Source organism: Paraglaciecola sp. (genome assembly GCF_039964565.1).
Classification (GTDB): Bacteria; Pseudomonadota; Gammaproteobacteria; order Enterobacterales; family Alteromonadaceae; genus Paraglaciecola.
In genome coordinates, this window is the sequence record NZ_JBDVXF010000005.1 from 221,084 (window position 1) to 234,831 (window position 13,748).

Genomic DNA, 13,748 nt, shown 5'->3' on the forward strand with positions numbered 1-13,748 from the left:
AGTTTAAGCTCTAGCTTGGTTCATCAATTGACGCATGTCACTCACAGCTTGATGCAAACCATCAAAGGCTGCGCGGGCAATAATGGCGTGTCCAATGTTAAGTTCATACAACTCTGGAATGGCGGCAATGGCTTTTACATTGTGATAATGCAAACCATGACCGGCATTCACTTTAAGACCTTTCGAATGAGCGTATTGAATACCTTCGATCAAGATAGCTAATTCTTTTTGCTGTTCAGCTTCATTTTTTGCTTCAGCGTATTGCCCAGTATGAATTTCGATGTAAGGGGCATTTGCTGCAACTGCTGCATCAATTTGTTTTTTATCTGCGTCAATAAACAACGACACCAAAATTCCTTGTGCCGCTAAACGCGCGCAAGCGGTGTCTATGCGAGTTTGATTACCCGCTACATCTAAACCGCCTTCTGTGGTTAACTCTTCGCGTTTTTCAGGGACCAAACAGCAAAACTGCGGACGTATTTGTTCTGCTATTAGCAACATTTCTTCTGTCACCGCCATCTCGAGATTCATACGCGTTTGAATTGTTTCTTTCAAAATACGCACATCACGGTCGGTAATATGACGTCTATCTTCTCGCAAATGCACTGTGATGCCATCAGCGCCGGCTCGCTCTGCTATTTCTGCTGCGTGCACAGGATCGGGATAAGATGTACCTCTGGCATTGCGTAAGGTAGCGATGTGATCGATATTCACACCAAGTAACACTTCTTTCATTTCACGTTTCCAATATTGTTTACTGTATTAGCCGACCAAGTTTGTTGGAACAACTCTCGACTCTTTAAGGGTTTGTGTCCAAGTAGAGGCGAAAGTGCCATCCTTGTTATGCGCTTTGCACATTGCAGACTATTCGGTGTCCATACATTATTGTTCACTTGCAACAAAGCTTCTCCATCGAATCGATTCGAGCCTTGTGCCGAGTATTCTGCGCGTTTAATACCATTCTCTAATACCAAACAATAATCTACACCAGCCTCTACCAACTGACCATTTTCATAGTCTTGTGTTAAATCAAAACCGTATCCCATGTCATCGAGTAATAACAGTTCGAATTGGCGTAAACATGGTTCGATTTCGCCATCATTTGCTAACCATTGCAGACTTTGTTGGTAGGAATGAAACAACTCAGGGTGCGGCACTTCTTTGGGTAACAACCGATTTAACAACTCGTTTAAGTACATGGCTGAAAATAGTTGCTTACCAACAAGTTTCAGCATCGAGCCAGAGGATTCAAACTGATTGAGATTGCGTAATTCGTGCTTACCTGAAAGCGACAACAATAAGGGCTGAAATGATTGCAATAAACTTTTTTTATCGCCTTTGTTGCCTCTAACACCTTTGGCAACCGCACTTATCTTACCTAATTCGAGGGTAAATAAATCTGTTAAATAACTGGTTTCTCGATATGCGCGTCGGTGCAGCAAAAAGCCAGTCAGTTGCTCAGGAAGCATCCGCACAAACCTTATAATAAGGAACTAAATGTTAACTTACTTTGATGCGCACAACTTTCATGGCTTCAAACTCCATACCGGCGATTTCTTCGGTTATGGGGTAATAAGTTAAATTTACTCTAGCATTAGTCAGGTTTTTATATACTTTCCTACGACGGAACTTAAAAGGTACGTCGGTACCTTCCACCATCAATGTATTCAAAAACCAATCATCGTCTTTACGTTGAACATGAGAAACCACAACTAACTCTTCGGAATGAGTTAGGTTTTCGTGTTTATCCAGTAATTTTTCTACGTCGGATTTTTTTGCCATGATCACTAGTTAGTTGCTAAAAAAGTAAGTCTAGCACTTTTCCTAATTTCACTAAAGAAGGTTAACACCTTGAATACTTGATTCGACAATTAATTCGAAGGCTCGCTAGTTTGAGAAACCACTATTGCCCTTAAGCCAAGTACTTTTTCATCATCAATAGGCATACGACCGCTCACATCTATCACTACGTTAGAGGTCATGTTAGTTACCCCATTCGGATTCGACTCAGCAAGCTCATAACTGAATTCAAGGTCTTGGGGATAAATATGTATTTCTAGATCGGTATCACTAAATGGCCTGACTTGAGGCAACAGTTGTGCACCATCGCGATTGTCTCGAGCCATATAAAGTAAAGTGTTGTCGGAACAATAGGCACTATTGCTGACGCGTATCCGTTCAATCGGCATGATACTAGGCAACTCAAACTGTTCTGCCAGTTTACAGTCTTCTAATTCTAGCGTTGCGTAGGTCTCTTCACACTGTTTACTCTGGTAACGTGATTCAGCTTGTTTTAACTTGCGCTCGGCGGGTTTACAAATGTTCTTAGGTTTTTTGTTTTTTTTGGGTTTTCGTGGTTTCTTGCTCATTCCCATGGCTTCTGACATAGCCGTTTTAAGGTAAGCAGTGGTTTGTTGCATACAGGCTTGATAGGCTTTCATATCTGTATCTGCACCCATGGTACCGCAGGTTTCTGTTATACATTGTTGCATATCCTGAGCGATAGTCGCCATATTTAAGGGCTGTGGCAACGAACACTTAGGCTTGGCTAATGGCTCAGCTAATGGCTCAGCCTTCACAATCGTTTCTTCAGATAGCCCACAACTGTTGGCCTGCGCTTGCTCTAGTTCAGACCTCGCCTTCTTAATATCTTGGGCATAACCGTCACAACGATCCACTTGGCTCTGGGCGTTTCTATTGTTAGATTCACATTTCCTTACTCGCTGTTTAGCTGCATTTTTGGCCATAGTGAGATTTCGCACAGGCGCATCTTTTGGCATTTCAGGAATGTAACAACGGTTTCCAAACTTAAGAGTGTCAGATTGATACATAAGCTCAAGTGGGATCATAAACTGGGAAGGTAATTTATCTGCCAATTTTAATAGCCAGTCTTTGTAGTCAATTCGTAACCCTGCTAATTCTGCATAACTCGGCGCCCTGCGCTGTGCATTGAAAAATCGCCCTGCATAGGGATCCTTGGAATATTTTTCATAACTCCAACGCGCACTTAACATGGCGTCTAAGGTACGGTCTGTTAGCTTTTCAGGTGCATATTTAACTAACAATATATCCTCAACAAATGGATTAAGCTGAGCTGGCGATTTAAACTGGTGAATTTTAGGTGGCTGCAATGCCTTTATTTGCGTAAAACTTGCGGCTCCCTGCATTTGTTCACCATTTTCGCTCCACCAAATATTGTCATCTTTGTCGATAATAGAAACTTTGTTAACTTTTGCTTCTAATAAAACATCAACAAATTCCTTGGTTTTTCCTCGCGTTGTTTCTACTTGATTACTGGTTCGCAATTTGGGTGTTTGTAGTTCAATTACCACTCTCCAGCCTGGATGTGCACTGGCCCTCACCAAAGCAACCGCTTGCTCAGAAGTTAACGACGACACATCTAAACTCGAAGGAATATTAATCTGCTTGTTTAAACCCAAATACTGTAACCTTTGTGGATACGCCAAACTCAACACATTACCCCAGTGGATGGCACAGTCCCGAGATTTACGTTTAGGGTTATTAAAACAACCTGCTTTGGGATTGTTAACCAACCCACCGACCTCTGACTCAGAATTTCGCAGGTAATATAGGACATTGTTTCCAATGAATTCTGGCGCTAAATCAGTTGTTATAACTGGATGCATACTCGATTTTTTATTAAATTCAAAGGTTTGAGTGTCTTGCTGATAGCGTAAATCTTTCAATTGTATAGTGAGGGTTAAATGATCTATTTTTTGGGAGTTTGCTAAGTCCATGGCAAATTCTTGAATAAGCGATTTGTCTTCTCCTTCAGCGACTAAATGCATGGCTTCTTGGCTGACTTGCAAATGTCCTTGCCTAAAAACTGTAGCAAGATTGAGTCCCCAAGGTACACTTGGCAGAATCTCAGGCCAAACAGGTTGTGAGTTTTCTATTTCTCCGTAGCCAAGTATATAGTCGTAAAAAGCTTGTAGTTGTTGTGCACTCATTTGCTGTTTGTCTTGCCAACTAAATACCGATAGATTTGCACGATCTTCAGCTTGTTTGACTTGCGACACCAAATCTTTCTTAGTCAAGCTACTAGATAGTGACGTTGCATTTTCTTTGGTGCGCGCAATGTTATCTTTACGTCTTAAATGTTCCTGCCAAAATTTACGCTCGGTAACCGGTACATTGCGCCACATGTTCTCGAAATATTGTTCTTTAAGTTTATTATCTTGCAAAAGCATCAAAGGAATAATTCGTCCATCTAAGATTTTAGTATTCTTAACAGTTTGATACTTTGGTTTAGAAATAACGCCATCTAATGTGTCTTGTTTTGGTGAATAGTTTTCAAGGGGTAAACTCGTTTCGGCAATTTTTTGAGTTAACTGCAAATCTGAGAATATTTCTAGTTTCGGGCTCGCAAACTTGTAAGCCCACTCTCCAGAGTTGAAAAGGTGTCTTTGAGATTTCAAAGAAAAAGGAAATAAATCTAATTTAACAACCGCATAGAGTTGTCTGTTTTTGCCACCTGTTACTAAGTCTTTGGCTTGCTGACGCCCCATCTCTAAAGTGACTTGATAACTTCTAGGATATTGAGTTCTATTAAATTCTTCTGCTGTGCCTTGGGGAGCATATCTTGCGGAATGTTGAAGTTTCCTCGACTGAAAAGCCTGCCGCTGCAAACCACTTTCACTGTATGCTTTTGCCTCGTTGAATGGTGAAAAGAAGTTGGATGGCAAATTATAACGAAAAGAGAATCTCTCTTCGTTAAATTGGTAATTACCTAAATTAACTTTTGTAACTAACCAAGCTTGTTTAATTTTGCTGATATTTTTACGATAATTAACGAAGTTTTGATAATGGGCATTCATTAAATTGTCGGTAATGTCTCTTACCTCAAATTCATCGGGACGTCGAAACTGAGCACCAGGCTTAGTTGTATTTTTCACCATAATATTTTCGACACTTTTAGCCGCACATGGTGAGTCCATATTTTTGCAAAATGCTTTCTGATGGGTTTTTGGGCGCATTGAAAATGCCATCATTTCTAGATGTTGGGACCAGAATTGAGTTTGTTGATGGTGTTCAATCAAGGTATCTTGGCATTGCTCGACTCGAACCTTATACCCTTTCAAATTATTGTAACAATCAGGAAATTGCTGCATATATTGCAGTTTACCGCTCAATCCAATGGAATAGTTATGTAATTCGATAGCCTCTACAGATTCACTACTACTGAGTTCTCCCAACCGAGGTAGGCCTTTATAACTACTTAGTTTGATCGGCCTATAGTCGTTTGTACCTGAGGAAAGTGTGATAGTGGCATGAACCCTTAAATTACATAAAAAGGCACTCAACAAAAGGGGAATTACGAGGAATTTATGCGCAAACATGTTCTGTTCCTTGAAGACATATTAGATTCGTAAGATCTCACATAATGCCAGAATAGAACAAAAAACAAACAACAAAATCACATTTTTACATTATTTATAGGGCGACCATACCTTCAACCAGTAACTGTAAGCTAGTTCTGCCGCGAAATTCGTTAATATTTAATTTGTAGGCAAGATTCACATGAGAACATTGTGGATTGGGCCACAGCCCTAAATCAATATTAAACGCAATAGCGTCAATTAACACGCCACTTTCATGTTTCACCATAATCTTGAGATGTTTACTGCCTACTATGCGTTGCTCTACTAATTGAAACTCTCCATCAAAAAGAGGTTCTGGGAAACCTTGCCCCCACGGACCTGCATCTTGCAAACATTGGGCAAATGCAACTGTAAAATCTTCACCTTGTAACTCTCCGTCAGAAATTAACTCACCTGCTAAAGGTTTATCTTTAAGGTTCTCTTCGGCTATTTGCTGAAAAACCTGTTCAAAGGCTGCCAAGTTTTTTAACGGCAAACTCAGCCCAGCGGCCATCGCATGACCGCCAAATTTATCAATCACATCAGGGTAACGATTGTTTATTTCTTCCAATAAATCGCGAATATGTAAGCCAGGAATTGACCGAGCCGAGCCTTTTAATGTGTCGTCATCTTGGTGAGCAAAAGCGATAGTAGGGCGAAAATACTTGTCTTTGATTCGCCCCGCTAAAATCCCTATCACGCCTTGATGGTAGTCGGCTTGGTACAACACAATCCCATAGGGCAATTTATTGGCTTGAATATTTAGGTTTTCTAAGGCACTCACCGCTTCTTGCTGCATTGAACCTTCTATTTCACGCCTTTCTTTATTCAAACTATCAAGTTGCACTGCGATTTGCCTAGCGCGCGCTGGATCGTCAGTAATCAAACATTCTATGCCCAATGACATATCATCTAATCTACCAGCTGCATTTAGACGCGGTCCCACTACAAACCCCAAATCAGAAGCCACTAAGCGACTTTTATCTCTGCCTGCCACATCGAGTATTGCTTGAATGCCTGGGCGACACTTATCACTACGGATCCGTTGCACACCTTGATGCACTAAGATTCTATTATTTTCATCTAAAGGCACTACATCAGCCACTGTACCTAAAGCCACCACATCCAACAAATCAGCCAAGTTAGGGACAGATAACCCTCGCTGTTCAAACCAACCATTGTTTTTTAGCTGCGCACGTAGTGCCAACATTAAATAAAAAGCCACCCCCACTCCCGCCAAATTTTTTGACAAAAAATGACACCCTGGTTGGTTGGGATTCACTATTGCATCGGCAATAGGTAATGTCTCTGCTGCTAAATGATGGTCGGTCACTATGACAGTAATCCCCAAGGCTTTAGCTTTTTCCACTCCAGCAAAACAAGCGATGCCATTGTCTACTGTCATGATCACTTGCGCATTTTGCTGCGCCGCGACTTCGACTATTTCCGGGCTTAAGCCGTAACCAAAATCAAAACGGTTCGGGACCAAATAATCGTGATTGTTAGAGCCCATCATTCGCAGCGCCATAATGCTTAACGCAGTACTAGTGGCACCATCAGCATCAAAATCCCCAACAATAATAATTTTTTTGTTGTTAGCGATCGCATCGACTAAAAGGGCTACAGCTTTTTCGACGCCATGTAATTGCTGGTAATGTAATAGTGCTTTTGCGCTTCGATTGAGTTGCTCTGCACTCTCTACACCTCTGTCGGCATATATTTGTTTTAATCTAGGATGTAACTGATCGGGAAGGTGTTGGCTGTCTTTTGTGGGTCTGCGACTGATTTGCACTTAACTATTTACCCTGTGGGGAATGAAAATAAAAAAGCCTGTATTAGATATGGAGTATGCTAATACAGGCTAATGAAGGGTTGTCTTAATAAATTATAAAAGCGCTTTTAATGCTTGTTCAAGTTGTTTGGGTGGTTGATATCCAGGAATAACAGAACCATTAGGCATGATAATATTCGGTGTGCCGTTTACCCCAATTTTTTGGCCAAAAGCATATTCTTCTGCCACTTGTGTTTGGCAGCTTTTAGAAGGTACAGAGCCCCCCGCTTTAGCATTATCCATGGCTTCTTGTTTGTTATCCGCACACCAAACCGAAACCATATCGGAGTAGGTACGACTCTTTAAGCCACCTCTAGGAAAAGCTAAGTAGCGTACGGTAATACCAAGATCATTATACTGATCCATTTCATTGTGCAACTTACGGCAATAACCACAGGTAATATCGGTGAAAATGTTAACGACATATTTTTCGTTATCCGCTTTGTATTCAATTACACCATCTTTAAACTTTTTTAAACCGTCTAATCGCATACTACCTAAGGTATCTTCAGTGACGTTACGCATACCTTCATCGATGTTATAAATGCTGGCACGGAATAAATATTTACCATCTTGGCTAGCGTAAAATAAACCTTTCTCTGTTATTACTTGTAATATTCCAGGTACTGGTGCATCACCTATCGCACTAATATACATGCCAAGACCCGCCTGCAACTTAGCTTTGACTTGGTCATAATTATCTGTTTCAACCGAAGCAGATAGGTTAAAACTAAGGATTAACAAGAATCCGTTCAAAACAGTGCTTATTTTTGTCCACTTTTTCATAGTGTTTTCCAATTAATTACGATGCTAATATGACCCTAAATCTGGGAAATAATTTCAAATTTATCGCGGTTAGTTTATCTGAATCAAAAAAGGAAACCAATGGTCTTTAAGGATGTATACCTAGACCATAGATTTATTATTGTATTTATTAACACGTTACCCTCTTGGATGATGTTCTGCCACCAATTTTTGTAGTCGTTCAGTGGCGACATGAGTGTATATTTGCGTAGTAGACAAATCACTGTGTCCTAATAACATCTGTACCACACGTAAATCCGCCCCATGATTAAGTAAGTGTGTAGCAAAGGCGTGGCGCAAAGTATGCGGAGACAATTCAGTTTGAATATTGGCCAATTGGCTATATAGCTTAATACGATACCAGAATGTTTGCCGAGTCATCGCCACACCACGTTTGCTGGGAAACACGATATCACTCTCAGATTTAAGCATTACCCCTCGACCTTGTTTTAAAAATGTTGTCACCCAATCAATTGCCTCTTCCCCTAAAGGCACGAGTCTTTCTTTGTTTCCCTTACCGGTCACTCGCACAACGCCTTGCTGAATACTCAATTGGTCTAATCGCAGACTGATTAATTCTGTGACCCGCAAACCCGTCGCATACAGCACCTCCAACATCGCTTTATCACGTAGTTGAATCGGGTCTTCTGTATTAGGGGCGTTAAGTAGGTCAACAACCTCAGATTCAGTCAATGTTTTAGGTAAAGACTGCGGCAGTTTGGGATTTTGCAGCAAACTCAGAGGATCGTCACTGCGAATTTTTTGCCGCAACATATATTGGCACAAGCTACGTAAACTACTTAAAAATCGTGATGTGCTTCGCTCCGATAATCCTTCGTCATATCGTGTAGCCAAATATTGATGGAGGTCGTCTTGGCTAAAATCACGCAACAACACCAACTGCGTTTTGTCTTTTTGCTGGGCTAAATAACCTGCAAACTTGGATAAATCAGAACGATAGGCACTGAGGGTGTTTTCGCTCAATCCTTTTTCTAACCACATAGCCTCAACAAATTCTTCAATTTGGTTAAGGTTGCTATTATCTGGCGCCATAGACCTTTGCTTTAATAGAAGTTGTTGGAAGAAATCTACGAGGCATTTTCTGTCCCGCATTGCCAACACAACTCAAAGTTAGCCAGGTTGGACTCGTTACATTTAACACAAACCCAAGGCGTATGGTTTGAAGTTTGGGACTCGAACTCCTGTTCAAACTGTTTTACAAAAAGCTGTGCTTTGGGCAACCATTGAGGATCGCTAATCCAAACTTCGGGCAATACGTCCATGGGCGATAACTCTCCCATGGCGCCTATGGCAAATTCGTTTTTCACAAAACATGGAATGCCTTTATTATCTAGTAATTGCTTGACTTGAAAAACCATAAATCTGTCAAAGTGACTATAAACCTTATCCAAGACAGTGGTTAATCCATATCAATCGAAACATTAGACAACGAACCAAGTTGATTGCCCTCATCAGAGTCTAATTTGATCATCAAACGTAGATCATTAGGCGAATCGGCATGATGAATAGCATGTTCTAACGTCACTTTGCCAGCTTTGTACAAATCGTATAAAGCCATATCAAAACTCTGCATGCCAATTTCTTTGCCTTTTTTCATCGCCTCTTTTAATCCACCAATTTCGTTTCTTTGGATAAGATCTGTTACTAACGGTGAGTTAAGCAATATTTCAATAGCGGCGACTCGCCCAGTACCATCGGGGGTTGGAACCAACTGCTGGGCAACAATTGCTCGCATGTTTAAACTTAAGTCAAATCGTAATTTTTCATGTTGATCGGGAGGAGCTAGATGCATGATACGTTCAATGGCTTGGTTGGCATTGTTCGCATGTAAGGTCGCGACACATAAATGCCCAGTATCGGCAAAAGACATCGCATATTCCATGGTCTCCATAGAACGAATTTCCCCAATTAAGATCACGTCAGGAGCCTGGCGCAATGAACTTTTTAAGGCGTCGTCGAACGACTTCGTATCGATACCTACTTCTCTTTGGGTCACCACACAATTACCATGTTCATGTACAAATTCTATTGGATCTTCAATGGTTAAAATATGCCCTTTCGAATTTTGATTTCTGTGGCCCATCAGGGCTGCCAGTGACGTTGATTTACCTGTACCTGTCGCCCCGACAAATAACAGCAATCCTCGCTTTGACATAATCACATCTTTTAATATTTCTGGTAATCCTAACTCTGCAACTTGGGGAATTTGCGTCACAATACGTCTGACAACCATACCGGCCATGTCTCGCTGCCAAAAGGCACTACAACGAAACCGTCCTATTCCTTCCCGCGCTATAGCGAAGTTGCATTCTTTACTTTGTTCAAACTCATCCCTTTGTTTATCACTCATGGCATCATGCACTAAAGCTAACGCGTCCTCTTCTGTGAGACTACTGCCACCAATGGGTGTCATCTGACCGTTCACTTTGGCACTAACCGGAAAACCAACGGTGACAAACAAATCCGATGCGCCTAAACCTTCCATTTCTTCCAAGTAAGGGGTGAGTTCCATAGTAAATTCCTAAAAACTAGAGGTTGGTTTTTTGTCAGTTGACTTAGCCGCGGCGTCTTGCGCAGTAATTAACCCTTGCGCCACTAACCTTTGAAGACATTGATCCATAGTCTGCATTCCGTGGGCTTGACCTGTTTGGATTACCGAGTACATTTGCGGCACCTTGTCTTCTCGAATTAGATTTCGAATCGCTGGGATACCTAACATGATTTCATGAGCAGCCACCCTTCCCCCACCCACTTTCTTCAACAAAGTTTGAGAAATAACCGCACGTAACGACTCTGACAACATTGAACGTATCATAGACTTTTCAGCTGCGGGGAAAACATCAATTAATCTATCTATGGTTTTAGGTGCCGAGTTGGTGTGTAAGGTGCCAAATACTAAATGGCCTGTTTCAGCGGCCGAGATAGCTAAGCGGATAGTTTCCAAGTCACGTAACTCTCCCACCAAAATAATATCTGGATCTTCACGTAGTGCTGAACGTAGCGCATTATTAAAGCTATGAGTATCCCTGTGCACTTCACGCTGATTGAGAACACAAAGTTTGTTTTCGTGGACAAATTCAATGGGATCTTCGATGGTTAAAATATGCTCACGTTTTGTCGAATTTATATGGTCAATCATGGCTGCTAAGGTGGTACTTTTACCGGAACCTGTTGCGCCAGTGACTAGAACAATGCCAGTAGGTTGATTAATAATATCTTTAAATATTTGTGGTGCGCCTAGGTCGTCTAGACTTAGGATATCACTTGGTATGGTTCTCAACACTGCAGCCGCACCGCGATTTTGCACAAAAGCATTGACCCTGAAACGAGATAAATCTTTTACTTCAAATGAAAAATCAGTTTCAAGGTTTTCTTCGTATTCCTTACGCTGCTGATCGTTCATAATTTCGAATATTAAAGCATGTACTTCTTTATGGTCGAGAGCGGGTATATTTAATTTTCGCATTTCGCCGTCAACCCTTATGATTGGGGGTAAACCAGCAGAAAGGTGTAAATCAGAGGCTTTATTTTTAACACTAAAGGCTAAAAGTTCGGTAATATCCAAGCAATATTCTCCGTATATCAAGTTGCAATATGGAAACCATAGCAGAACGACTCAAAAGCGTACAAAATACCGTCGAGCAATCTACCTTAGATGCACATCGTCCATCAAATTCGGTAAAATTGCTAGCAGTGAGTAAAACCAAACCCGTATCTAATATTGTGCAAGCGTATGAAGCGGGACAATATTGCTTTGGTGAAAACTATGTGCAAGAAGGTGTTGAGAAAATACAACATTTACGGGCACTTGATAAAATTGAGTGGCATTTTATTGGTCCATTGCAATCAAATAAAACCCGTTTAGTGGCCGAACATTTTGACTGGGTGCAAACAATCGACAGACTCAAAACAGCACAACGACTTAATGATCAAACCAGTCCGTTTAAAAAACTCAATGTTTGTATCCAGGTAAATATTGACAATGAGGAAAATAAAGCAGGCATAAAAACAGAGCAACTCAATGAACTAGCCAAAGCGATATCAGCTCTGCCTAACCTTATATTGCGCGGGTTAATGACCATACCAATGGCTAATCAAACATCGGAAAAACAAGCGGCTAGCTTTGCTCAAATGAGCAGTCTTTTCAAGAATATGCAAAAGCATTACCCAACAGTAGATACATTATCGATGGGTATGTCGGGAGATATGCATAACGCGATATTAAACGGTAGTACTATGGTAAGAGTAGGTACAGCAATTTTCGGCGCACGTAACCAGTAATGAACACAAGGACAACTATGCAACACAGAAAAATAGCCTTTATTGGGGCAGGTAACATGACAAGAAGTATTATCAGTGGCTTAGTCAATAATGCTTACCCTGCACACTTAATAACCGCTAGTAACCCATCACTTGGTAAACTCACTGCGCTTCAATCGGACTTTGGGATTAACATCACCCAGCAAAACTCAGAAGCCTTAGAGGCTGCTGAGGTAATTGTGTTAGCAGTTAAGCCACAATTGATGGAACAAGTCTGTAAAGAATTGCAGCATCAAATTCTAAACGACAAGCTTTTTGTCTCTATTGCAGCGGGTATCACAACCAGTAGGCTACAGCAGATGCTTGGTGGCGATTTTGCAGTGGTGCGAACTATGCCCAATACCCCCAGCGCTTTAGGTAAAGGAATGACAGGCTTGTTCGCCGATAATAGTGTCGAAGCGTTGGATAAAACCTATGCAGCAGACTTAATGGCTCAAGTAGGTGAAATTGCATGGGTTGAACATGAATCAATGATAGATGGGGTTATCGCTGCAGCTGGCAGCAGTCCCGCCTACTTTTTCCTATTTTTAGAAGCGATGCAAAAAGAATCACAGCGCCAAGGGTTTGATCAGCAAACCGCGCGATTAATGGTGCAACAAGCAATGTTGGGTGCAGCGGAAATGGTTTGTCACAATCCTCACCTTGAATTAAGTGAGTTACGCACCCAAGTTACCTCTAAAGGAGGCACTACTGCTAAGGCCATCGAATCGTTTCAACAGCAAGATTTAGAGAAAATAGTCGCCAACGCCATGCAAGCAGCCGTCACACGAGCCGAAGAAATGGCGCAACAGTTTTAGTCGGTAAAGTTAGATATCATAGATAAAACCGAGGAAAGTCGAGAATATGAGTTCAGTACAGTTTTTAATTGATTTTGTTTTTAACATTTATTTGATGGTGGTGTTATTACGACTGTGGCTACAATTTGCCAGAGCCGATTTTTATAACCCTTTCAGTCAGTTTGTGGTCAAAGCCACACAGCCAATTGTGGCACCAATGCGCAGGGTCATACCAGCAATTGGGCGTTTAGATACCGCAACCTTAATACTAGCGTTACTGGTAGCAGGACTGAAAATTGTGGTTCTGAATTTAGTATTGGGTGGTACGGGATTAAACATAGTGTCTTTAGTCATAGTCTCATTTGTTATTGTACTAAAAGAATCACTCACCCTAGTGATGTATGTACTGATCTTACGGGCTATTATGAGCTGGGTAAGCCAAGGAAGAAATCCAATGGAAATGGTACTCGCTCAACTCACCGAACCTATGCTCGCACCGATACGTAGAAGAATGCCTGATATGGGAGGATTAGATTTGTCAGTAATGGTGGTAATTGTGTTATTACTGTTTATTCAAAAGCTACTCGGTGATTTATTTGGAATATTTTAAAGTGA

The 13,748-nt window shown here is 41.2% G+C and carries 13 protein-coding genes; 3 read left to right on the top strand and 10 right to left on the bottom strand.

All coding sequences use genetic code 11. The features are described 5' to 3' along the window. Positions 1–3: 3 nt before the first annotated feature. From pdxJ to ABJK37_RS02365, 10 genes are all read right to left on the bottom strand, one after another. Entirely contained in the window at positions 4–735 is a 732-nt protein-coding gene (gene pdxJ / locus ABJK37_RS02320; protein ID WP_348349698.1) for a pyridoxine 5'-phosphate synthase, read from the bottom strand. Beyond that, entirely contained in the window at positions 732–1,469 is a 738-nt protein-coding gene (recO, locus tag ABJK37_RS02325) for a DNA repair protein RecO (RefSeq protein ID WP_348349700.1), read from the bottom strand. Before recO ends, pdxJ begins: the two co-directional genes overlap by 4 nt. Before the next feature lie 31 nt (positions 1,470–1,500). Continuing rightward, positions 1,501–1,782, bottom strand: coding sequence for a hypothetical protein (locus tag ABJK37_RS02330; RefSeq protein WP_348349702.1), 282 nt, complete (start codon positions 1,780–1,782; stop codon positions 1,501–1,503). Positions 1,783–1,871: 89 nt separating this feature from the next. Beyond that, the gene (locus ABJK37_RS02335; protein WP_348349704.1) at positions 1,872–5,360 is read right to left on the bottom strand and encodes a hypothetical protein; all 3,489 of its coding nucleotides are present in this window, start codon (positions 5,358–5,360) and stop codon (positions 1,872–1,874) included. A 94-nt stretch (positions 5,361–5,454) separates the two neighbouring features. Then, positions 5,455–7,173: a single-stranded-DNA-specific exonuclease RecJ gene (gene recJ / locus ABJK37_RS02340; protein WP_348349706.1), complete on the bottom strand. Its 1,719-nt coding sequence runs from the start codon at positions 7,171–7,173 to the stop codon at positions 5,455–5,457. 93 nt (positions 7,174–7,266) lie between these two features. After that, positions 7,267–7,998: a bifunctional protein-disulfide isomerase/oxidoreductase DsbC gene (gene dsbC, locus ABJK37_RS02345; RefSeq protein WP_348349708.1), complete on the bottom strand. Its 732-nt coding sequence runs from the start codon at positions 7,996–7,998 to the stop codon at positions 7,267–7,269. A gap of 156 nt (positions 7,999–8,154) precedes the next feature. Then, positions 8,155–9,069: a site-specific tyrosine recombinase XerD gene (gene xerD, locus ABJK37_RS02350; protein WP_348349710.1), complete on the bottom strand. Its 915-nt coding sequence runs from the start codon at positions 9,067–9,069 to the stop codon at positions 8,155–8,157. Positions 9,070–9,104: 35 nt separating this feature from the next. Beyond that, positions 9,105–9,428 (bottom strand): DUF2007 domain-containing protein, encoded by a 324-nt coding sequence (locus ABJK37_RS02355; protein WP_348349712.1) that lies wholly within the window; start codon positions 9,426–9,428, stop codon positions 9,105–9,107. Positions 9,429–9,436: 8 nt separating this feature from the next. After that, positions 9,437–10,549 carry a PilT/PilU family type 4a pilus ATPase gene (locus tag ABJK37_RS02360; RefSeq protein ID WP_348349714.1) on the bottom strand — a complete coding sequence of 371 codons (1,113 nt, stop codon included), beginning with the start codon at positions 10,547–10,549 and terminating at the stop codon, positions 9,437–9,439. A 9-nt stretch (positions 10,550–10,558) separates the two neighbouring features. Next, positions 10,559–11,602 carry a type IV pilus twitching motility protein PilT gene (locus tag ABJK37_RS02365; RefSeq protein ID WP_215930331.1) on the bottom strand — a complete coding sequence of 348 codons (1,044 nt, stop codon included), beginning with the start codon at positions 11,600–11,602 and terminating at the stop codon, positions 10,559–10,561. Between the two features lie 29 nt (positions 11,603–11,631). Between ABJK37_RS02365 and ABJK37_RS02370 the strand changes: the two genes are divergently transcribed. The 3 genes from ABJK37_RS02370 to ABJK37_RS02380 are packed head-to-tail and all read left to right on the top strand — an operon-like array spanning position 11,632 to position 13,743. Further along, a complete protein-coding gene (locus tag ABJK37_RS02370) occupies positions 11,632–12,318 on the top strand; it encodes a YggS family pyridoxal phosphate-dependent enzyme (protein ID WP_348349717.1) in 687 nt (228 codons plus the stop codon). Positions 12,319–12,335: 17 nt separating this feature from the next. Then, a complete protein-coding gene (proC, locus tag ABJK37_RS02375; RefSeq protein WP_348349719.1) occupies positions 12,336–13,154 on the top strand; it encodes a pyrroline-5-carboxylate reductase in 819 nt (272 codons plus the stop codon). A 46-nt stretch (positions 13,155–13,200) separates the two neighbouring features. Beyond that, positions 13,201–13,743, top strand: coding sequence for a YggT family protein (locus ABJK37_RS02380; RefSeq protein ID WP_348349721.1), 543 nt, complete (start codon positions 13,201–13,203; stop codon positions 13,741–13,743). Positions 13,744–13,748: the final 5 nt, after the last annotated feature.